The organism is Streptomyces broussonetiae (assembly GCF_009796285.1).
GTDB lineage: Bacteria > Actinomycetota > Actinomycetes > Streptomycetales > Streptomycetaceae > Streptomyces > Streptomyces broussonetiae.
On the sequence record NZ_CP047020.1, the window covers coordinates 5,950,128 to 5,970,531 of the forward strand.

The 20,404-nt window shown below is 71.2% G+C and carries 17 protein-coding genes; 5 read left to right on the forward strand and 12 right to left on the reverse strand.

The genetic code is table 11. The features are described from left to right. Nucleotides 1-50: 50 nt before the first annotated feature. Nucleotides 51-2,399 carry a transglycosylase domain-containing protein gene (locus GQF42_RS27650; RefSeq protein ID WP_158924233.1) on the forward strand — a complete coding sequence of 783 codons (2,349 nt, stop codon included), beginning with the start codon at nt 51-53 and terminating at the stop codon, nt 2,397-2,399. Between the two features lie 69 nt (nt 2,400-2,468). Here the strand turns inward: GQF42_RS27650 and GQF42_RS27655 are convergent, their stop codons facing one another. The 4 genes from GQF42_RS27655 to GQF42_RS27670 form a co-directional block, all read right to left on the reverse strand. Beyond that, on the reverse strand, nt 2,469-4,613 hold the full coding sequence (locus tag GQF42_RS27655) for an ATP-binding SpoIIE family protein phosphatase (RefSeq protein ID WP_158924234.1): 2,145 nt from the start codon (nt 4,611-4,613) through the stop codon (nt 2,469-2,471). Between the two features lie 283 nt (nt 4,614-4,896). Beyond that, nucleotides 4,897-5,586: a cytidylyl-2-hydroxypropylphosphonate hydrolase gene (fomD, locus tag GQF42_RS27660; protein WP_199272821.1), complete on the reverse strand. Its 690-nt coding sequence runs from the start codon at nt 5,584-5,586 to the stop codon at nt 4,897-4,899. Between the two features lie 84 nt (nt 5,587-5,670). After that, a complete protein-coding gene (locus GQF42_RS27665; RefSeq protein WP_158924236.1) occupies nt 5,671-7,056 on the reverse strand; it encodes a class II fumarate hydratase in 1,386 nt (461 codons plus the stop codon). A gap of 133 nt (nt 7,057-7,189) precedes the next feature. After that, entirely contained in the window at nt 7,190-8,551 is a 1,362-nt protein-coding gene (locus GQF42_RS27670) for a macro domain-containing protein (protein WP_233273485.1), read from the reverse strand. Between the two features lie 140 nt (nt 8,552-8,691). On the opposite strand from GQF42_RS27670, the gene GQF42_RS27675 reads away from it, so the two are divergent. Continuing rightward, entirely contained in the window at nt 8,692-9,636 is a 945-nt protein-coding gene (locus GQF42_RS27675) for a macro domain-containing protein (protein WP_233273486.1), read from the forward strand. A 69-nt stretch (nt 9,637-9,705) separates the two neighbouring features. On the opposite strand, the gene GQF42_RS27680 is transcribed toward GQF42_RS27675, so the two are convergent. From GQF42_RS27680 to GQF42_RS27695, 4 genes are all read right to left on the reverse strand, one after another. Then, entirely contained in the window at nt 9,706-10,458 is a 753-nt protein-coding gene (locus tag GQF42_RS27680; RefSeq protein WP_158924238.1) for a TIR domain-containing protein, read from the reverse strand. Next, nucleotides 10,455-12,044 (reverse strand): hypothetical protein, encoded by a 1,590-nt coding sequence (locus GQF42_RS27685; protein ID WP_199272822.1) that lies wholly within the window; start codon nt 12,042-12,044, stop codon nt 10,455-10,457. The genes GQF42_RS27680 and GQF42_RS27685 overlap by 4 nt, the downstream gene beginning before the upstream one ends. A gap of 21 nt (nt 12,045-12,065) precedes the next feature. Further along, nucleotides 12,066-12,734: a hypothetical protein gene (locus tag GQF42_RS27690; protein WP_158924240.1), complete on the reverse strand. Its 669-nt coding sequence runs from the start codon at nt 12,732-12,734 to the stop codon at nt 12,066-12,068. A 464-nt stretch (nt 12,735-13,198) separates the two neighbouring features. Beyond that, nucleotides 13,199-14,872 carry a fumarate hydratase gene (locus GQF42_RS27695; protein WP_158924242.1) on the reverse strand — a complete coding sequence of 558 codons (1,674 nt, stop codon included), beginning with the start codon at nt 14,870-14,872 and terminating at the stop codon, nt 13,199-13,201. A 168-nt stretch (nt 14,873-15,040) separates the two neighbouring features. Here GQF42_RS27695 and GQF42_RS27700 point away from each other — a divergent pair, with 168 nt between their 5' ends. Continuing rightward, nucleotides 15,041-15,760: a DUF1707 SHOCT-like domain-containing protein gene (locus GQF42_RS27700; protein WP_158924244.1), complete on the forward strand. Its 720-nt coding sequence runs from the start codon at nt 15,041-15,043 to the stop codon at nt 15,758-15,760. Between the two features lie 174 nt (nt 15,761-15,934). Then, the gene (locus GQF42_RS27705; RefSeq protein WP_158924246.1) at nt 15,935-16,312 is read left to right on the forward strand and encodes a WhiB family transcriptional regulator; all 378 of its coding nucleotides are present in this window, start codon (nt 15,935-15,937) and stop codon (nt 16,310-16,312) included. A gap of 137 nt (nt 16,313-16,449) precedes the next feature. On the opposite strand, the gene glpX is transcribed toward GQF42_RS27705, so the two are convergent. Then, complete coding sequence (gene glpX / locus GQF42_RS27710) at nt 16,450-17,484, reverse strand: class II fructose-bisphosphatase (RefSeq protein ID WP_158924248.1); 1,035 nt, start codon at nt 17,482-17,484, stop codon at nt 16,450-16,452. A gap of 127 nt (nt 17,485-17,611) precedes the next feature. Here glpX and GQF42_RS27715 point away from each other — a divergent pair, with 127 nt between their 5' ends. Continuing rightward, nucleotides 17,612-18,136: a DUF4245 domain-containing protein gene (locus GQF42_RS27715; RefSeq protein ID WP_158924250.1), complete on the forward strand. Its 525-nt coding sequence runs from the start codon at nt 17,612-17,614 to the stop codon at nt 18,134-18,136. Between the two features lie 60 nt (nt 18,137-18,196). On the opposite strand, the gene GQF42_RS27720 is transcribed toward GQF42_RS27715, so the two are convergent. The 3 genes from GQF42_RS27720 to xseA form a co-directional block, all read right to left on the reverse strand. Beyond that, on the reverse strand, nt 18,197-18,787 hold the full coding sequence (locus tag GQF42_RS27720) for a malonic semialdehyde reductase (protein WP_158924252.1): 591 nt from the start codon (nt 18,785-18,787) through the stop codon (nt 18,197-18,199). Between the two features lie 134 nt (nt 18,788-18,921). Beyond that, nucleotides 18,922-19,152, reverse strand: coding sequence for an exodeoxyribonuclease VII small subunit (locus GQF42_RS27725; RefSeq protein WP_158924254.1), 231 nt, complete (start codon nt 19,150-19,152; stop codon nt 18,922-18,924). A 10-nt stretch (nt 19,153-19,162) separates the two neighbouring features. Then, nucleotides 19,163-20,371, reverse strand: coding sequence for an exodeoxyribonuclease VII large subunit (gene xseA / locus GQF42_RS27730; protein WP_158924256.1), 1,209 nt, complete (start codon nt 20,369-20,371; stop codon nt 19,163-19,165). Nucleotides 20,372-20,404: the final 33 nt, after the last annotated feature.

Consider the following 20,404-nt stretch of genomic DNA (forward strand, 5'->3'; position numbering starts at 1 on the left):
GTGTTAGCTTTCGGAGCTGACCCCGAGACGGAAGCGGAGTGTAGGGACGCATGGGACGAGCGGAAGAGAGACGAGCGCGACAGCGCGGCGGCCACCGCGCGGCGCCCAGGCGTCGCCGCTCGCAGCCCACGGCGACCGCCACCGGCTCGCCGTCCGCGCCGGCGGCCGGCAAGCGTCCCAAGGGCCGAATACGCCGGCTCTTCACCTGGAAGAAGATCCTCGGCACGTTCCTCGGTCTCGTGGTGCTCGTCATCGGCGCCTTCGTCGCGCTGTACATGACGATCGACATCCCGGCCGGCAACGCCACCGCCCAGCTGCAGAGCAACATCTACAAGTACAGCGACGGCACGATGCTCGCCCGCACCGGCGAACTCAACCGGGAGAGCGTCGACCTCGCCGAAGTCCCCAAGGACGTCCAGCGCACCTTCGTGGCGGCCGAGAACAAGACCTTCTACCAGGACGCCGGCGTCGACCTCAGGGGCACCGGCCGCGGCATCCTCAACACCCTCATGGGGCGCGGCACGCAGGGCGGTTCGACGATCACCCAGCAGTACGTCAAGAACTACTACCTGGACCAGAACCAGACCGTCACGCGCAAGCTGAAGGAACTGGTCATCTCGCTCAAGCTGGACCGCCAGAAGTCCAAGGACTACATCCTCGCGGGCTACATCAACACCAGCTACTACGGCCGCGGCGCCTACGGCATCCAGGCCGCGGCGCAGGCGTACTACCACAAGGACGCCAAGAACCTCACGGTCCAGGAGGGCGCCTACCTCGCGGCGCTGCTGCAGGCGCCGAACCAGTACGACTGGGCGCTCGCCACCGACACGGGCAAGAAGCTGGCGGTGGCCCGCTGGAACTACGTCCTGGACAACATGGTCAAGCAGCACTGGCTGGACGCGGGCAAGCGCCAGGCCATGACCTTCCCGACGCCCAAGGCACCCAAGGCGGCCCCCGACATGAAGGGGCAGACCGGCTACCTGGTGGACGCGGCCAACGCGTCCCTGGAGAAGCAACTGGTCGCCCAGGGCAGCGCCGCCAGCATCGGCGACGCCGAGGCGCTGGTGAAGAAGGGCGGCTGGACCATCACGCTCAACATCGACAAGAAGAAGCAGCGCCGGCTGGAGCAGGCCGTCACGGACCAGCTGACCAGCAAGCTGAACGCGAAGAAGCGCTCGGTCGACGGAGACGTCCAGCCCGGTGCCGTGTCCGTCGACCCGGCGACGGGCAAGGTCCTCGCCATGTACGGCGGCACGGATTACTTCAAGCACTTCACCAACAACGCGACCCGCCGCGACTACCAGCCCGCCTCCACCTTCAAGCCGGTGATCCTCGCCGCCGCCGTGGACGAGGGCGCCCAGACGCAGGACGGCCGGGCGATCGGCGCGAGCACGATCTACGACGGCACGAGCGGCCGTCAGGTCGTCGACCACGGCAGCAAGGTCGGCTTCGGCCCGCCGAACGAGGACGACCAGGACTACGGCAACATCACCGTCCAGACGGCGATGAACCAGTCCGTCAACTCCGTCTTCGCGCAGATGGGTGTCGACGTGGGCATGGACAAGGTGATGGCCACGGCCGGCAAGCTCGGCATGGACACCAAGGGCATGGAGGCGGTGCCCGCGCAGACGCTGGGCTCCATGGGCGCGAGCCCGATGGAGATGGCCGGCATCTACGCGACCCTCGACAACCACGGCAAGAAGGTCACCCCGGCGATCATCAAGTCGGCCCAGCACAAGGACAGTACGGTCTCCCTGCCGGACCCGATCGGCGACCAGGTGATCAGCCGGACCGCGGCCGACACGGTCACCTCGGTGCTCACCGGCGTGGTCGACGACGGTACGGCCAACCAGTCGGTGGCGAGCAACCCGGAGCGCAACGGCCAGCAGGTGGCCGGCAAGACGGGTACGTCCGACAACAACAAGTCGGCCTGGTTCACCGGCTACACGCCCGGCCTGGTCACCTCGGTCGGCCTGTTCGGCGAGTCCGCCAAGACCCACGCACAGGTGCCGCTGACGGGCGCCACGGGCCTGATCACCACGGGCGGCGGGCGTATCAACGGCGGCAGCTACCCGGCGAAGATCTGGGCCGCGTACACCTTCGGGGCGATGGGCGACGTCAGCAAGTTCGACCTGGACACCACGCAGGGTGCGGCGGTCCAGCCGACCTACACGCCGACGACCCCCTCGACGCCGTCCAACACCCCGTCGCACACGCCGAGCAGCAAGCCGCCGACGTCCACGCCTCCGTCGCACACGCCGACGCAGACGCCGACCCAGACCCCCACGCAGACGCCGACGCAGACCCCCACGCAGACGCCGACGCAGACGCCGACGGGCGGCATCACGAACAACCCGCTCGATCCGGGCGCAAGCAGCGGCCAGGGCTTCGGTCAGTAGGCCGGCAGGAGCGCGCAGGACGAAGGGCGCCCGGGGAGACCCCGGGCGCCCTTCGTCCTGCCGGGTGCCTCAGCCCCGGTTCAGCTCGAACCAGACCACCTTGCCGGTGGACAGCCGGGTCGCGCCCCAGCGCCGGGCCAGCCTGTTGACCAGGTACAGGCCGCGCCCGCCCTCGTCCGTGGCCCGGGCCTGCCTGAGGCGCGGCAGCTGCGGCACATCGTCGCCGACCTCGCAGCGCAGCACGTCCGTGCGCAGCAGCCGCAGCGTCACGGGCCGGGACGCGTACCGTACGGCGTTCGTCACGACCTCGCTGACCAGCAGCTCCACCGAGTCCGTCAGGTCCTCCAGGTCCCAGCGGGCGAGCGCGCGGCGGGCCAGCCGGCGGGCCTGGCCGGGAGCCGTCTCCTCCGGCTCCAGCCGCCAGTACGCGACATCGCTCGGCGCGATTCCGTCGAAGCGGGCCGCGAGCAGCGCGATGTCGTCGTCCCGGTCGCCCGGCCCGAGCATGTCCAGCACCTCGTCGCACAGCGCCTCGAGGGGCGGCGGATGGTCCGGGCCGGTCAACCGGGCCGTCGCCGCGAGCTTCTCCCGCAGCTGCTCGATACCGGTCCACACGTCCCGAAGCCGGGACTCCACCAGGCCGTCGGTGTAGAGGAGCAGCGTGGCCCCGGCGGGCGCGTCCAGTTCGACGGCCTCGAAGTCGACTCCGCCGACCCCGATGGGCGCGCCCGGCGGCACCCGCAGCACCTCGGCCCGGCCGCCCAGATGCAGCAGCACGGGCGGCGGATGGCCGGCGTTGGCGATGGTGATGCGGTGCGTGACCGGGTCGTAGACGGCGTACAGACAGGTCGCCATGCGGTCCGTGCCCAGCCGCTGCGCCTGCTCGTCCAGGTGGTGCAGCACCTCCTGCGGCGGCAGGTCGAGCCCGGCCAGCGTCTGCGCGGTCGTACGCAGCTGACCCATGATCGCCGCCGAGGTCATGGAGTGGCCCATGACATCGCCGACGACGAGCGCGACCCGGCTGCCGGGCAGCGGGATCGCGTCGTACCAGTCGCCGCCCACCCGGGCGGTCTCGGCGGCCGGCAGATAGCGCGAGGCCAGCCGCACGCCGGTCGGGCGGGGCAGGGTCTCGGGCAGCATGGTGCGCTGCAGCTCGTCGGCGATGTAGGCCTCCCGGCCGTACAGCACCGCCTTGTCGATGCCGAGCGCGCTGTGTGTGGCCAGCTGGGCCGCGACCAGCAGGTCGTCCGCCTCGAACGCGAGCCGCTCCGGGCGGCGCAGGAACAGGGCCGCGCCGATCACCCGGCGCCGGCCGCGCAGCGGGGCGAGAATCGCGTGCTGCCCGGACGGTACGAGCGTCTCGCTGCCGTCGCCGAGCAGTTCCGGCAGCGCGGCCCGGGCGGCGGGCGCGTCGGCGAACACCGGACGCACCCCGCGCAGCACCTCGTTCAGCGCACCGCCGGGCCGTACCTCGCACAGCTCGGTGGTGAGCGAGGACAGCTCGGCCAGCACGCTCGGCTCCGGCTCCGGATCGAAGGCCGAGGACAGCAGCACACCGTCGGTGTCCCGCTCCTCCGGTATCCGGTCGCTGCGGCGCAGCCGCAGCACCACCGGACCGGTGGGCCGCTCGTCGCCGACCGGCAGCGGATCACGCAGATAGACCAGGATCGCGTCCGAGAACGTCGGCACGGTGGCCCGGCACAGGCCCATCACGATCTCGTCCAGGTCGAGGCCGCGCGCGATCCGCCGGGTGGCCGCGCCCACGAACCTCAGCCGGTCCCCGTCGCGCCGCATCGGCATCGGCCGGCCGGGCGGCAGTCCGCGTCCGGTACGGCGTTCCTGACCGCCGGACGTGCGTTCCTGCTCGGCACCGGGCTGTGCCGGAATGCCCTCCGGCGCCGGGCGGGGGCGGTGTTCCCCCACGCTCGGCTTGGCCCGCGCGGGGGGACCCCCGTGCGCGGGAGGTGTCCCCACGGGCTCGTCGGCTGCGGGCTGGGAGTGCTCGGGGCCGTTGACTGGGGGCTCCTTCCCCTTGCCGTCCTTTCCCTGGCCACAGGGCGTGGCCGTACCCGGTCCGGAGGGCGCTTCCTCCGCCCGGGCCTGTACCGGTAAGGCCGGGGTGGCTGTCGGCTTCGGGGTACGCAGGAGCGCCCCGCGGGCCTCCGCGGGGTCGGCGCCCTGGGGGCGCTCGAAGGAGGTGGGCTGCTCCGTCACGCGTGTCGCATCCATCCGTCCGGGGCTGCGCGCCGGGCGCGCAGTTGGTCCCGCAGGAATCCCGATACCCGCAATACGTGTCCCAGGAACGGAATTGCTGCGTGCTCACCGATGGTTCCTGCGCCGCCACCGGTCGCGGTGGTTACGCCGTCGTACCCCTCGCTCACGTCCTGCCGCCCCTCGGTGACGTTCGGTCAGACCCGGTCCATGCGCCGGAAGTTGCTCTGATGCGCCCTTGCGGAGGACGATCCTACGTTTCTTGCCCGGGGGCGCATCAAGGGTCTCATGAGGACACGTGCGCGGGCGTACGGTCCCAGTCCTCGGGGAGAGAAGGTACCGCCCAGGACGGATCAGGGCGCCAGTGCTGCCAGCCCTGCGAGAACGGCGCCCCCCAGGCGGTGATGACCTCGACCGCGTCCCGCCCGGCCGCACCTGCCCGCTCGGCGGTCGCCGCGTCCATCAGTCCGTCCCGCTGGGCCTGTGCGAACTCGTCCTCGTCGCGCCAGTGCCAGCTGCGGTCCGGGTTTACGGAGATGTCCAGGAAGTAGTCCTCGGAGTCGACGCCGCCCGCCCAACGGACCAGCGGCTGCTCGAGGTTGACGTACCAGTTCTTGAACCGCCAGCCCGGCTCCCAGAACAGCCACACCGACCAGGGCCGGCCGGGCTGGGCCAGCTTGAGCACGCCCGTGCCGAACCAGCGGTCCCGCTGCACCGTGCGCGGCTTGGTGTAGCGGGACTCGAGCGGTTCCGTGTGCACGGGCGTGCCGTCGGCCAGGACCGGCTTCACGCACTCGGTGCCGGGAGCCAGCCACACGGCGAGCAACTCGGCGTCGTCGCGGACCACGGTGACGGGCCGGGCGATGTGGACGTGCTCGCCCGCGTTCTCCCGGTAGCGCCACAGGATCTGCGTCCCGGGAGCCCAGTGGCTCGCAGGTCCCGTTGCCGTGCTCGTCATCGCTCCGCCGTCCGTCATGGACAGATATTAGGTGCCGTAGGCATACGACGCTGCGGTGCGCGTCACGGTTGCGCGCCGGTGGCCGGAAAGGTTCGCTCGCGGTTACGGGCGCGTCATCCCGAGGACATCCAGCGCCTCGTCGAGCTGTTCCAGCGTCAGATCGCCCCGCTCGACGTACCCGCCCTCGATGACGACCTGCCGGATGGTCTTCCGCTCGGCGAGCGACTTCTTGGCGACCTTCGCGGCCTCCTCGTAGCCGATGTACTTGTTGAGCGGGGTGACCACGGACGGGGAGGACTCGGCGTACTCGCGGGCCCGCTCCCGGTCGGCGGTGATGCCGTCGATCGTGCGGTCGGCGAGCAGCCGCGAGACGTTGGCGAGCAGCCGGACGGACTCCAGCACGTTCTTGGCGATGACCGGGAGCATGACGTTCAGCTCGAAGTTCCCGGCGGCGCCCGCGGTGGTGATGGTGGCGTCGTTGCCGATCACCTGGGCGGCGACCATCAGCACGGCCTCCGGCACCACCGGGTTGACCTTGCCCGGCATGATGGACGACCCCGGCTGGAGGTCGGGCAGGTGGATCTCGGCGAGGCCGGTGCGCGGTCCGGAGGACATCCAGCGCAGATCGTTGGCGATCTTGGTCAGCCCGACGGCGATGGTCCGCAGCTGCCCGCTGGTCTCCACGATCCCGTCCCGGGCACCCTGCGCCTCGAAGTGGTCGCGCGCCTCGGTGAGCGGCAGCCCGGTGACCCGTGCGACCTCCTTGATCACGGCGGCGGAGAACCCGGGCGGGGTGTTGATCCCGGTCCCGACCGCGGTCCCGCCCAGCGGCAGCTCGGCGAGGCGCGGCAGGGAGGCCCTCAGGCGCTCGACGCCGTGCCGCACCTGGGCGGCGTACCCGCCGAACTCCTGCCCCAGCGTGACCGGCGTGGCGTCCATCAGGTGCGTCCGCCCCGACTTCACGACATCGGCGAACTCCTCGGACTTACGGGTCAGGGATGCGGCGAGGTGCTCCAGCGCCGGGATCAGGTCGCGGGTGACGGCGGCGGTGGCGGCGATGTGGATGGAGGACGGGAACACGTCGTTGGACGACTGCGAGGCGTTGACATGATCGTTGGGATGCACCTCCCGCCCGAGCCGCTCACCGGCCAGCGTCGCGATCACCTCGTTGGTGTTCATGTTGGACGACGTCCCGGACCCGGTCTGGAACACGTCGACGGGGAACTGCTCGTCCCACTTCCCGTCCGCGACCTCCCCGGCCGCCTCCTGGATGGCCTCGGCCACGTCCTTGTCCAGCACTCCGAGTCCGGCGTTCACCTTCGCCGCCGCCGCCTTGATCCGCGCCAGGGCCTCGATGTGCGCCCGCTCGATCCGCTGCCCGGAAACGGGAAAGTTCTCCACGGCCCGCTGCGTCTGCGCCCGCCACTTGGCATGCGCCGGGACTTTGACCTCACCCATGGAGTCGTGCTCGATGCGGTATTCGCTCATGCCCGGTATAGCGGTCGAGAGGGCGGGGATGTTCCGGGCTTGGGCCGGGCGGGTGGTCACCGGAAGCGTTCCGGAAGCGGGTGACGGCTGTCGGCGGAAGCGGGGGCGGGCCTTTGCTGGGGGAGTGAGGAGTTCACGACACCGTGGCGGGCGGGGACGCGGGTCCCCGCTCGTCGGCACCGCGCAAAAACGTCTCGACGACCGACAGATCGGTCCGCCCGAGGTCGTCGGCGCGGATGACGATGCGCAGCTCGGGAGAGACGGCGGGATCCTGCCCGAGGCTCTGGGTGAAGGTCTCGACGATCAGCAGCAGGAGCTGGGTCCGGTCGAGTTCGACGATCCGGGACAGGCCCATGCCGATCAGTGGTATCGCCACCGGTTTGAACAGCCCGTGCCGGGCGACCGCCGGCCACAGCCGTTCCAGGCTCAGCCGCAGGTCCGCCGGTCCGGAGCGGGCCCGCAGATCGTTGCCGAGGCGGGAGTAGGCCAGGGCGAAGACGCGGCGCCTGCCGACGGGCACCGCCACCACCGTGCCGATGGGATAACGTACGCGCCGGCCGCGCCGTTTCGCCCGGACGCTCTCCGTGGCCAGCGGGGTGAACTCCCCGAGGCCACGGCGCAGTTTGTCGTCCAGGAGCCGGTGCCGGCCCGCGAAGAGGCGTTCCACCAGCTGGCCCTGGACGCTCTCCCGGCTGATCACGACGTCGTCGGCGGAGGTGTCGAACGTGTCGGAGAACCCCACGACCAGGTTGGCGTCCGTCTGGTCGAACAGGTCGCCGCGCACCACGACGACGTCCACCCGAAGCCCGCGCAGGGTGTGGCGCAGCAGCTCGGCGCCGTGCCGTTCGCGCAGCCGGGCGTTGACCCGCGCGAGGACGGCGGCGGCCTCGAGGTCGCCCGGCCGTTCCCGGGCGGTCTGTTCGGCCACCGGCAGGGCGAGGTCGTAGCGGCCCAGCGCGGTGTGCCCGCCGACCAGCTCCCGCCGCGCGGTCTCCCGCAGCTGGACCAGCCGCCGTACCGGGACGAGCGCGAACTCCTCGTCGTGCACCTCGGTCAGCGGCCGGCCGCGCCAGAGCCGCAGCGCGTCCGCGAGCAGCCGGACCGCCGAGGCCGGCGCCGCCCGCAGCGCCTCGCCGACCAGATGGGTGAACTCCGCGCTGTCCAGCTCGTCCTCGGCCAGATTCAGCTGGTAGGTGCTCTGCGTGCCGCGCCCGGACGGCAGCTGTCCCGTACGGATGATCCGGGCGCCGTGGCCCGGCCCGGCGAGGTCGAACGCGCGCCGCAGCTCCAGGATCCGCTTCTGCACCTCGTTGCGGTTGCGCAGCTCCTGACGCGGCAGTTCGACGGTCTGCTGCCAGACGTCCCGGTAGAGCCGGCGCGCGGTCACGGCCTCGCCGTCGGCCGCGACCAGGCGGACCAGCAGGCGGGCCGTCAGCGGGGTGAGGCGCACCGCAGCGCCGTTCACTTCCAGCCGCACGGGACCCAGGACGTTCACGCGTACACACGATGTGCGGGTCTGCACGCGCCTCGCCCCCTCTGCCGCGTGACTGTGCGTCAGCGTACCAAGGGGACCTGGAGGGAATCATGCGATTGTCCGGTTTGCGATGGGCCGTTTCGCGGCCGTCGTTCCGTCCCGTGCGACCGCGACCGGGACCCTGGCTGCGGCTGCGGCTGCGGCTGCGGCTGCGGCTACGGCTACGGCTACGGCCGAGGCTTCCCGGATCGCGGCGCGGGCGGCGGATGTTCGCGGGCAGCGTGCTCGCGGCCTTCGGCGCCGTCTCGGCGGTCGTGCAGTTCGTCGGGCAGCTCTTCCCCGGTGCCGTGGCCCGCCCCGGGCCGGTCCTGGCCGCCTCCGTCGCCCTGTGCCTGGCCTGGGGACTCGCCCGGGCGCGCCCGCAGTCCGTGGTACGGCAGGAGTTCGGCCGCCCCGGGATGACGGTGGTGGTCGAGGAGGGCGACCTCTTCGACCAGCCCGGTCATCTGGTCGTGGGGTTCACCGACACGTTCGACACCCTTGTGGACGACGGGGTCGTCATCAACGATGCAAGTGTGCAGGGGCAGTTGCTCGCCCGCCGCTACGCGGGCGACGCCCCGCGGCTGGACACGGAGCTGGCCGCCGCGCTGGACGGGGTGGCCCCGACGGCGCGGGAGAGTGAGCGCGACAAGCCGCGGGGCAAGCGGGCGCGGTATCCGATCGGGACCGTCGCCACCCTCGGCAACCGGCCCCGGCTGGTCTTCGCCGTCGCCTACAGCCGGATGGGCAACGACTGTGTCGCCTCCTCCAGCGTGCACGACCTCTGGTTCGGCCTGGACCGGCTGTGGGACGCCGTCCACCGGCACGCCCAGCTGGAGCGGGTCACCATGCCGCTGACCGGGGCGGGCCTCGCCCGGCTGCACGACCTCGACGAGGACAGTCTGCTGCGGCTGATCCTGCTGTCGTTCGTCACGCACTCGTGGGAGCGGACGGTCTGCCGGGAGCTGCACGTGGTGGTCCGCCCCGGTGAACTGGGGCGGATCGACCTGCCGGAGGCCGGCGCGTTCCTGGCAGGCCTCGCGGCGGGCGCCCGGCGTCACTCCTGACACCGGGCACCCGCCGCGAGGCGGGTGCGGTACGGGCCCCTCCCCCTGTCATCGGGCCCGTACCGCGGCTCAGCGGACCGGCGGCACCGTCCGCCCCGAGCGGCCGTACGCCGACAGATGGGCGTACGGCCAGGTCTGGCGCCAGTCCGAGCCGGTGTCGTTGACCTTGCAGCCCGCCAGCTTCAGCCGCTCGACGACCTTGCCGAGGGCGGTCGCCGAGCCGTCGAAGCGGATGACGTTCATGCCCGCGATGTCGGAGATCGTGCGCAGCCCGCCGATCTCCACCAGCAGCGTGCGCTCCGGGTAGGCCATCAGCACCATGCCCAGTTCGATCAGCACGTTCGGCCGGGGCTGACCGGTCGGCTCGCTCTCGTACGGCGGCTCGTTCGGGCCCCGCAGGTCCGGGTGCAGCTGGACGACGTCGTCCGGGGTGAGCAGCACCAGCGCCGCCTGGGCCTGCGCGGGTGCCTGCGCGACGACCTCGCCGAGGAACGGCGCCGTCCTGCCGGTGGCTCTGACCAGGTCCTCCCACTCCAGCGGACGCAGATCGAGCAGGCGCAGCAGGTCGAACACCTTCAGCCGCGCCTCCTCGTCCCGCCCGTGGACGACGAAGACGTTGCGACTGCGGTCCGGTGAAGGACCGGGGCGGGTGCCTGGGCCGTGGCCTGGGCCGTGGCCGGGGTCGTGGCCGGGACCCGACCGGGCCGGTGCGGCGGCCCCTGCGGTGCCGCCGTGGAAGGTCTGCGTCCCCGAGTTGACGATGCCGCCGTTGTTGTTGCTCACGTAGTTGCTGTGGTGCCCCGCTTCGGGACTGCTGGTCATGAGGTACCCGCCCCCTGCCCGCCCTCGGAACCCCGATGGAAGTTCTGTGTCCCGGAGTTGACGGTGCCGCCGTTGTTGTTGTTCACGAAGTTGTTGTTGTCCCCGTAGCTGTTGAGGATGTTCGTCTGGCGGGCCTCGTGCTCCGCCAGGTCCACGTTGTGCGCGTGCAGGAAGTCGCGCACGACCTGCAGCAGTTGACGCTCCACGATCTGCGTGTACTTGATCGTGTCCGTCTCCTGGAAGAAGACGTGGAAGTCGTCGCTGGTCGCCATCTCCCGGATGCTGGTGAGCGCCCCGCGGTTCAGCACGGTGTCCGCGTAGCGGCCGAGGCGGAACTCACTGGTGTCGGGCGGCTGCAGCACCAGGATCCGGGTCTTTCCCCACCGCCAGGGCAGCAGGCGCGGCAACAGGGCGCGCAGCCGGGAGAGTGCGGGCCGCAGCGCGGCCTCGGGTGTGGCCCGCAGCGTGTGCCACGCGACCTTGAGCAGCAGCCGGCCGTCCAGCGCGGCGGGGAGCCGGTCCACCAGGTGGAAGCTCGCCTGGATCGGCGCCAGCACATACGAGTAGAACTCGGTGTGCAGGGTGTTCCCCTTGAGGTCGAAGCCGACGAACGCGGTGGTGACCAGCTCCTGGTTCCACGTGCCCACCCGCACGCACAGATACGCGCGTTGCGAGCCGTAGGCGTCCTCCCAGCCGCCGTCGGCCTTCGCCGGGTCCGGCTGCCACATGCCGAGCCGCGTGGTGACGGCCGTGGTGAACGTGCTGCGCTCGACGGCGAGTCCGGTGATCCGCTCCGGCTCGCGTGCCCGGTCGCGCAGGTCCGCGGTCATGCGCTCGGCGACATAGGCGGTGATCTCGTCGGCGGTGAAGGCGATGACCTCCTGCCGCCGGGGCTCCTGGCCGTTCCCGGTGGGAGCCGGGGGCGCGCCCGGGAAACGCTGGTGCTGCTCGAACACCGGGGCCGGCGCCCCGGTCAGCAGCTCGGCGGTCGACCACCGCCGCACCGGCTCGCCCGCGCCGACGAACGGCTTGTAGCCGCCGTAGCGGACCAGGCTGCCGTCCGCCGTCTGCTCCCGGTCGATCTTGGCCACCAGTTCGGCCGTCAGCCGGGGGTGCTCGGGGTAGGAGCCGTCGAAGGCGCTCGCCGGGGCCGCCGGGTCGGTACGGCGGCGCAGCCGGGACATCAGGGTCTGCAGGGTGACGACCCGCCGTAGATACGCGGTGACCCACACCAGCCACAGCGCCGTCAGCCACCCGGCGTACGCGTTCAGGACGCCGGCGCCCATGAGGACGAACGTCACGGCGAGGCCCGCGCCGAGGACGGCCAGCCGGGCGCGGTGCAGCCGGCGCGCCGCCAGGGCGTGCGCGAGCACGGGAACCGCGTCGTAGCCGTACGACGGTGCCACGACCCGGAACCGGTGGGTCAGCAGCTCGCGGATGACGGTGGCCCGGTAGACCGGGTCGAGGTAGGTCCCGGCGCACAGCAGCCGGGTGGCGTTGCTCGTGGCGTCCCCGGGCAGGCGGCCCGGGGCGGGCCCGGTCGGCTCCGGCGGTGGAGCGGAGCGGGAGAGGATGTCGTTGGCCATGTCTTCGCTGCTCCGCTCTGCTCAGCCGGCAGGGGTTATCGAGGCGCTGGTGATGGTTCCGTCCGCCACCGTGTACCGGCCGCTGTACGACTTCTGTGTGCCGTCGCTCTGCCGGGCGACGAGGCTCACCGAGACGGTCGTGCCGTCGACGGACTCGACGGTCACGTCGTCGTGTTCGGTGCCCTCGAAGCCCGCGACGAAGGAGGAGTAGGACGAGTCGAGGTTCTTGCCGCCGAGGTCCCAGGCGGCGTGGAAATCACGGCTGTTGATGGCCGCGAAGTAACCCTTGACCGTCGAGGCGGGATCGGTCGCCCCGTCCGTGCCGGTCGCACCGTCCGTGGCCGGTGAGCCGGCCGGGCCGGGGGAGAGGCCGGTGGCGTCGCTGCCCGAGGTGGGCGTCTGCGGGGCCGTGCCGTACGTCGTGGAGGTGTCCGGCGTGGAGATGTCCGATGCGGAGGTGTCCGGTGTGGAGGTGTCCGGCGTCGCCGGATCGGTGAGGGACGGCTGGTAGGAGTAGCCGCCGTTGCCGCTCACGGCCGCGCCCGTGGATCCACCGCTGCCGGAGTGCAGCTGGGGCAGGACACCGGTCAGCAGGATCAGCAGCAGAGGAACACCGGCGATGATCAACGCGTACGTGCGTTCCTGGCCGGCGGCGGGTAACAAGCTCGGCGGCTTGTAGGTGTGGTTCATGGGTCCTCGCAGTTCCCGGCAGACCGCCGGGTCTCGCTCGTCTCTTAGGTACGAACGGAGTTACCTTGCCCGACAACCACCCGGCTGGAGGCGGTTTCACCGCTTCCGAACCGCTTCCGATCCGGGCCGGACGACCGGACCGCGCGGCCCGTGCCGACGGAGCGCCCCCGGACGCGCCGAAGCCCCCGGCCGGCGGCCGGGGGCTCCTGTGGTGCCTCACGGGGTCAGAGGTCAGGCCGGACCGGGACTCCGGACCGTTGGTTCAACGAGCGGGCCGACGCGACACAGCAGCCTCCCGGGCCACGCGGATTGCACGGACTTCTACGCACGGCCCCCCGATCCTGCCGTGCTGGCGTCAAGGGTGCGCTTCAAGCCACGGGAGCGGGGGGCTCATAGTGCCACCCACGGGACGGCAGCAGACCCCCCGGCGACGCCGGGGGGTCTGTGAGGCGCTTGGGGGTGGCTCAGGACAGGCCGGGGCCCCGCACCGGGATGCTGGTGAACGTCGGCTGCTCAGGTTCCCGCGAAGTGAAGAAGTCATTGCCCTTGTCGTCCACCACGACGAACGCCGGGAAGTCCTCGACCTCGATCTTCCAGACGGCCTCCATGCCCAGCTCCTCGTACTCGAGGACCTCGACCTTCTTGATGCAGTCCTGGGCGAGGCGGGCGGCGGGGCCGCCGATGGAGCCGAGGTAGAAGCCGCCGTGGGCGTCGCACGCGTCCGTGACCTGCTTGCTGCGGTTGCCCTTGGCGAGCATCACCTTGGAGCCGCCCGCGGCCTGGAACTGCTCCACGTAGGAGTCCATGCGGCCGGCCGTCGTGGGACCGAAGGAACCGGAGGCGTAGCCCTCGGGGGTCTTCGCCGGACCCGCGTAGTACACCGGGTGGTCCTTCAGGTACTGCGGCATCTCCTCGCCCGCGTCCAGCCGCTCCTTGATCTTGGCGTGCGCGATGTCCCGGGCCACGACGAGCGGGCCGGTGAGGGACAGCCGGGTCTTGACCGGGTACTTGGTCAGCTCCGCGAGGATCGTGTCCATCGGCTGGTTGAGGTCGATCCTGACGACGTCACCGTCCGACTCCAGGTGCTCGTCGGTCGTCTCCGGCAGGAAGCGCGCCGGGTCGGTCTCCAGCTGCTCCAGGAAGACACCCTCGGCCGTGATCTTCGCGACCGCCTGGCGGTCGGCCGAGCAGGAGACGGCGATCGCGACCGGGCAGGACGCGCCGTGCCGGGGCAGGCGGACCACGCGGACGTCGTGGCAGAAGTACTTGCCGCCGAACTGCGCGCCGATGCCGATCTTCTGGGTCAGCTCGAAGACCTTCTGCTCCAGTTCCTTGTCCCGGAAGCCGTGGCCCAGCTCCGAGCCCTCCGCCGGGATCTCGTCCAGGTAGTGCGCGGAGGCGTACTTCGCGGTCTTGAGGGCGTACTCGGCGCTGGTGCCGCCGACGACGATCGCCAGGTGGTACGGCGGGCAGGCGGCCGTACCGAGCGAACGGATCTTCTCCTCCAGGAACTTCATCATGGAGGCCTCGTTCAGGACCGCCTTGGTCTCCTGGTAGAGGAAGCTCTTGTTGGCGCTTCCGCCGCCCTTCGCCATGAACAGGAACTTGTAGGCGCCGCCGTCGGCCGCGTACAGCTCGATCTGCGCGGGCAGGTTGGAGCCGGTGTTCTTCTCCTCCCACATGGTGAGCGGAGCCATCTGCGAGTAGCGCAGGTTGAGCTTGGTGTAGGCGTCGTAGATGCCGCGGCTCAGCGCCGCCTCGTCGCCGCCCTGCGTCAGCACGTTCTGTCCGCGCTTGCCCATGACGATCGCCGTGCCGGTGTCCTGGCACATGGGCAGTACGCCGGCCGCCGCGATGTTCGCGTTCTTCAGCAGGTCCAGCGCGACGAACTTGTCGTTGCCCGACGCCTCCGGGTCGTCGATGATCCGGCGGAGCTGGGCGAGGTGGGCCGGGCGCAGGTAGTGCTGGATGTCGTGGATGGCCTCCTCGGCCAGCTTGCGCAGCGCCTCCGGCTCCACCGTGAGGAACGTCCGCCCGTCCGGTCCCTCGACGGTGGACACGCCCTCGGAGGTCACCAGCCGGTACGGAGTGGTGTCCTCGCCCTGGGGGAGCAGATCGGTGTACGCGAACTCAGGCATCTCAGCCCATTCCTCACTGTGACGGACGGCTGCCCGCCGACGCTGGCGGGCCTCACCAGCGTAGAACCTGCCGCCGACACGGAACCTGTGAGGTAAGGCTCAGTTCGACACGCCCGGACTTGTCCACACCCCTAGTCGCGATCTATCGCGTTTCGGTACGCTGCTGTCGTGGACCTTCAGAAGCACACCGAAGCACCCGTCTCCGAACTGCGTGCCTCGGACGCCGACCGTGATCGCATCGCCGAGATCCTCCGCGAGGCCCTTGCCGAGGGGCGCCTGACCGCCGACGAGCACGCCGAGCGGGTCGAGGGCGTCCTCGCCGCCAAGACGGTGGGCGAGCTGGAGGTCTTCATACGGGACCTGCCCGCCGCCCACCAGCAGTCGGCCGGCCCCGCCTACACCCCTGTCCCGCCCCGCCCCACGCCGGGCGCGATCCCGCACGAGGCGGACGCCAACGTGGTCGCCGTCTTCAGCAGCGCCGTGCGCCGCGGCCGCTGGCGCGCCGGGCGCCGGCTGCACGCGTACTCCGTCTTCGGCAGCATCGAGATCGACCTCAGCGAGGCGATCTTCGAGTACCAGCAGGTCGTGATCAAGGCCGTCTCGGTCTTCGGTGACGTCCAGATCCGCGTGCCGGAGAACGTGTCACTGCGTGGCACCGGCGGCGGCGTCCTCGGCAACTTCGAGGTGGACACGCTGGACTCGGTGGAGTCCGACGCCCCGGTCGTCTACGTCGACGGCTGGGCCGTTCTCGGCAACGTGGAGGCGCGGCCCAAGCGCGGCAAGCGCATAGGCGACATCCTGGACCGGGTCCAGAGCAGGGTCGACCGCAAGCTGGAGCGGGTCCAGGACAAGGTCGACCGGAAGATGCGCAAACACCTGGACCGTTGACAGTCGCGAATCCACCGGCGACCGGAGGGGTTCGGTCCTCCTGCGAGGCGCACTCGGGGGCGTGAACGAGCCGTCGTGCGCCCGCGGTTGGGAACGCAGTGCATAGGCGCGCGCACAGCGGGTAGGCCTTGCTGCATCGTCTCTCGCTCGCGAAGCCGTCGTCAGGAGTAGACCGTGCTGCAACCGCCGCATTCGTCCCTGCAGGTCGCTGCCGTTCCGGCCCAGCGGGTGCCAGTGCGAGACAGGGATCAAGACGCGCCCTGGCACACCGAGGCGGTGTGCCGGCGCGACGAGGCCGGCCTGTTCTTCGCCCCCTCGAAGGAGCCGACCGCCGCCCGGCTGTCCCGCGAGGAGGCGGCCAAGCGTGTCTGCGCCCGCTGCCCGGTGATGGTCGAGTGCCGCGAACACGCCCTCCTCCAGCCCGAGCCCTACGGCGTCTGGGGCGGCCTCACCGCGGCGGAGCGCCGCGTGGTCCTGGCCAGGCGCCGCCGCAGGGAGATGGAACTCAAGAAGGCGGCGCGGGCAACGGCGGCGAACAGGATGGCGGGCTAGCAGGGGCGGGGGGAACTGCGCGGCCGGCCTTGGGCGATCCGCACTCGCCGGCGGACGCGCAGCTCCCTTTGGACGCGGACGCGCAGCTCCCCTTGGCCAGAGGCTGACGGCTGAACGGACGCCGACGGCCGCGGGGCCTACTTGGCCCTGTCGAAGTCGACCGCGCTGTAGGCCCGCAGCTTGCTCAGCCGGTGCTCGGAGTCGATCCGGCGCACGGTGCCCGACTTGGACCGCATCACGATCGACTCGGTCAGCGCCTTCTCCGACCGGTACTGGACACCGCGCAGCAGCTCACCGTCGGTGATCCCGGTGGCGACGAAGAACACGTTCTCGCCCGAGACCAGGTCGTCGGTGGTCAGCACACGGTCCAGATCGTGCCCGGCGTCGATCGCCCGCTGCCGCTCCGCGTCGTCCTTGGGCCACAGCTTGCCCTGGATCGTGCCGCCCAGGCACTTCACGGCGCAGGCCGAGATGATGCCCTCGGGCGTGCCGCCGATGCCGAGCAGCAGGTCGACACCGGTGCCCTCGCGCAGCGCGTACACCGAGCCGGCGACGTCGCCGTCGGAGATCAGCTTGATGCGCGCGCCCGCCTCCCGGACCTCCTGGATCAGGCCCTCGTGCCGGGGCCGGTCGAGGATGACGACGGTGACGTCCTCCGGCGCGGACCGCTTGGCCTTGGCGATGCGCCGGATGTTCACGGCGACGGGTGCGTCGATGTCGACGAAGTCGGCGGCCTCGGGGCCGGTCACGAGCTTGTCCATGTAGAACACGGCGGACGGGTCGAACATGGCGCCGCGCTCGGCGGCGGCCAGGACGGCGATCGCGTTCGGCATGCCCTTGGCCGTCAGCGTGGTGCCGTCGATCGGGTCGACGGCGATGTCGACCTCGGGACCGGTGCCGTCGCCCACGCGCTCGCCGTTGAAGAGCATCGGGGCTTCGTCCTTCTCGCCCTCCCCGATGACGACGACGCCGTTCATCGACACGGTGGAGACGAGGGTGCGCATGGCGCGTACCGCGGCACCGTCGGCGCCGATCTTGTCGCCACGCCCCACCCAGCGGCCCGCGGCCATGGCGGCGGCCTCGGTCACCCGGACGAGTTCCAGGGCGAGGTTGCGGTCGGGAGCCTCGGCGGGAACATCGAGCTCGGACGGAAGGTGATGATTTTCGGTCATCGGAGCGCACCTTTCTGATACGACGACGGCCGGATGAGGGTGTTGGCCCCGACTCTATCGTTAGGCAGACAAAATGAGCAGGGGACCCCACGGATGAGCGCCTGGGGCACCTGCGACGATAGGAGGCGTGGCAGGTTCCAAAGGCAAGCAGAAGACCGCCCGGGACATGATCCTCTCCCTGGGCGTGGTGGGTATCGCGGCGGTGATCGTCTACTTCCTGACGATCCCGCACGACGATCACGCCCCTGACCTCAAGCGGGTCGACTACCGGGTCGAGCTGATCACGGCCCGGCGCGCCGCGAGTTACCCGGTCGCGGCCCCCGAAGGTCTGCCGAGCGCCTGGAAGGCGACCTCCGTGACCTACGACGGCGAGTACCAGCGCTGGCACCTGGGCTACCAGACCCCGGACGGCCAGTACGTACAGCTCGAGCAGTCCACGCAGAAGCCGGCCGACTTCGTCGACGACGCCAGCCAGGGCGCCTCGGCGACGAGCAGGACCGAGTCGATCGGCGGCCGCACCTGGACCCGCTACACCGGCGGCCGTTACGACGCCCTCGTCCTGAACGGCACGCACGGCTCCACGACGGTGGTGGCAGGCACGGCGTCCTTCGACGACCTGACGAAGATGGCGGCGGCGCTCAAGACCAAGTGACCTGCGCATGCAGCACAGGCCCCCGGCGGTGCCGGGGGCCTGTGTCATGTCTGCGATGGCTCAGACGGTCGTGATGACGTCCTCGTACGCCAGGCGCGGCGAGCGCGGGAACCAGGCGTCCTCACCCGGCTTGCCGATGTTGACGACCATCAGCGGGGTGTGGTCGTCGTCCAGGAACTCCTTCTGGACGCCCGCGAAGTCGAGACCGGTCATCGGGCCGGCGGCGAGGCCGGCGGCGCGGACGCCGATGATGAAGTACGCGGCCTGCAGGGCGGCGTTCAGGGCGGCGGCACCCTCGCGGGCCGGACGCTCGGCGAAGAAGACGTCCTTGGCCTGCGGGAAGTGCGGGAAGAGGGTCGGCAGCTCCTCGTGGAACTCGTTGTCCGCGGAGAGGATCGCGACCAGCGGGGCGGCGGCCGTCTTGGGCTGGTTGCCCTCGGCCATGTGCTGCACCAGGCGCTCGCGGGCCTCGGCGGAGCGGACCAGGGTGATGCGCAGCGGCGACTGGTTGAAGGCGGTCGGGCCGTACTTGACCAGGTCGTAGATCGCCTGGACCTGCTCGTCGGTCACCGGCTCGTCGGTGAAGGTGTTCGCGGTGCGGGCCTCGCGGAAGAGCAGGTCCTGGGCGGCGGGGTCAAGAACGAGAGACATGCGTGGACTTCCTCACGTGCGTGTCCGGTCCTGGGGTGCCGGACCGGCTGACGCGACCGACCATACGCCAGATGAGGTTTAAGCTTCAACGAAAATCGGGGCATGGTGATCCGCTTCACAGCGCACGGCTCTTGCTATTCGTCCTCGTCCTCCGGGTCTTCCTCTTCCTCCGCGAGCGCCGCGTCCAGCCGGGCCCGCGCCCCCTCCAGCCAGCGCCGGCACACCCTGGCCAGCTCCTCGCCGCGCTCCCACAGCGCCAGGGACTCCTCCAGCGTCGTACCACCCGCCTCCAGGCGCCGTACGACCTCGATCAACTCGTCCCGCGCCTGCTCGTAGGAGAGCGCCTCGTCCACCTTGCCGGTCATCCACCCAACCCTAGTCGTCGACTCGAACCGTCAGCTCGCCCTCGGCGACCCGCGCGCGCAGCGCCTCGCCGCCGGTCACCTCGGCCGGATCCCGCACCACGTGCCCGTCCGCCTTCTGCAGCACCGCATACCCGCGCTTGAGCGTGGCCGCGGGGGAGAGGGCGACCACGCGCGCGTGCGTGTGCGTCAGCTCCGAGTCCGCGCGGTCCAGGAGGTGGCCGAGGGTGCGCCGGCTGCGCTCGACGAGGGAGGTCACATGGTCGGCGCGCTCGTCGATCATCCGGTGCGGATCCTCTATCGCCGGCCGGGCCAGCGCGTGCGCCAGCCCCCGCTCCTCCCGCTCCACGAACGCGTGCACACAGCGCCGGGCCCGGTCGCGCAGCATCCGCACCCGCTCGGACTCCTCGCCCACGTCCGGTACGACCTTCTTGGCCGCGTCGGTCGGGGTGGAGGCGCGCAGATCGGCGACGTAGTCCAGCAGCGGGGTGTCGGGTTCGTGCCCGATGGCGGAGACGACGGGCGTACGGCACTCGGCGACGGCCCGCACGAGCTGCTCGTCGGAGAAGGGCAGCAGGTCCTCCACGCTGCCGCCGCCGCGCGCGACGATGATCACGTCCACCTCCTCGAGCGCGTCCAGCTCCTTCACCGCCTGCACGACCTGGGGGACCGCGTGCACACCCTGCACGGGGACGTTGCGCACCTCGAAGCGGACGGCCGGCCAGCGGTGCCGGGCGTTCTCCAGCACGTCCCGCTCCGCGGCCGAGGCCCGCCCGCACACCAGCCCGATCAGCTGCGGCAGGAACGGCAGCGGCTTCTTCCGCTCCGCAGCGAACAGGCCCTCTGCCGCCAGCGCCTTCTTCAGCTGCTCCAGCCGGGCCAGCAGCTCACCGACGCCGACGGGCCTGATCTCGGCGGCGCGCAGGGACAGCTGCCCCCGGGGTGCGTACCACTCCGGCTTGGCGAGCACGACGACCCGGGCGCCCTCCCCGACGACGTCGGCGACGGCGTCGAACACCTGCCGGTAACAGGTCACGCTCACGGAGATGTCGTACGACGGATCCCGCAACGTCAGGAACACGACCCCGGCACCGGGCCGCCGGGACAACTGCGTGATCTGCCCCTCGACCCACACCGCGCCGAGCCGGTCGATCCAGCCCCCGATCATCCGGGAGACCTCGCCGACGGGGAGCGGTGCCTCGGGGGAGGTGTTCACAGCCATGCGGTCGAGAGTAACGGGGGGTACTGACAGCGC

Excerpts from the sequence above, each read along its gene's own strand:
- GQF42_RS27665 (WP_158924236.1), bottom strand. The coding sequence starts at position 7,056 with ATGAGCGAATACCGCATCGAGCACGACTCCATGGGTGAGGTCAAAGTC.
- GQF42_RS27680 (WP_158924238.1), bottom strand. The coding sequence starts at position 10,458 with ATGACCAGCAGTCCCGAAGCGGGGCACCACAGCAACTACGTGAGCAAC.
- fomD (WP_199272821.1), bottom strand. The coding sequence starts at position 5,586 with ATGACGGACGGCGGAGCGATGACGAGCACGGCAACGGGACCTGCGAGC.
- GQF42_RS27650 (WP_158924233.1), top strand. The coding sequence starts at position 51 with ATGGGACGAGCGGAAGAGAGACGAGCGCGACAGCGCGGCGGCCACCGC.
- GQF42_RS27720 (WP_158924252.1), bottom strand. The coding sequence starts at position 18,787 with ATGTCTCTCGTTCTTGACCCCGCCGCCCAGGACCTGCTCTTCCGCGAG.
- GQF42_RS27690 (WP_158924240.1), bottom strand. The coding sequence starts at position 12,734 with ATGAACCACACCTACAAGCCGCCGAGCTTGTTACCCGCCGCCGGCCAG.
- xseA (WP_158924256.1), bottom strand. The coding sequence starts at position 20,371 with ATGGCTGTGAACACCTCCCCCGAGGCACCGCTCCCCGTCGGCGAGGTC.
- GQF42_RS27725 (WP_158924254.1), bottom strand. The coding sequence starts at position 19,152 with ATGACCGGCAAGGTGGACGAGGCGCTCTCCTACGAGCAGGCGCGGGAC.
- glpX (WP_158924248.1), bottom strand. The coding sequence starts at position 17,484 with ATGACCGAAAATCATCACCTTCCGTCCGAGCTCGATGTTCCCGCCGAG.
- GQF42_RS27685 (WP_199272822.1), bottom strand. The coding sequence starts at position 12,044 with ATGGCCAACGACATCCTCTCCCGCTCCGCTCCACCGCCGGAGCCGACC.
- GQF42_RS27695 (WP_158924242.1), bottom strand. The coding sequence starts at position 14,872 with ATGCCTGAGTTCGCGTACACCGATCTGCTCCCCCAGGGCGAGGACACC.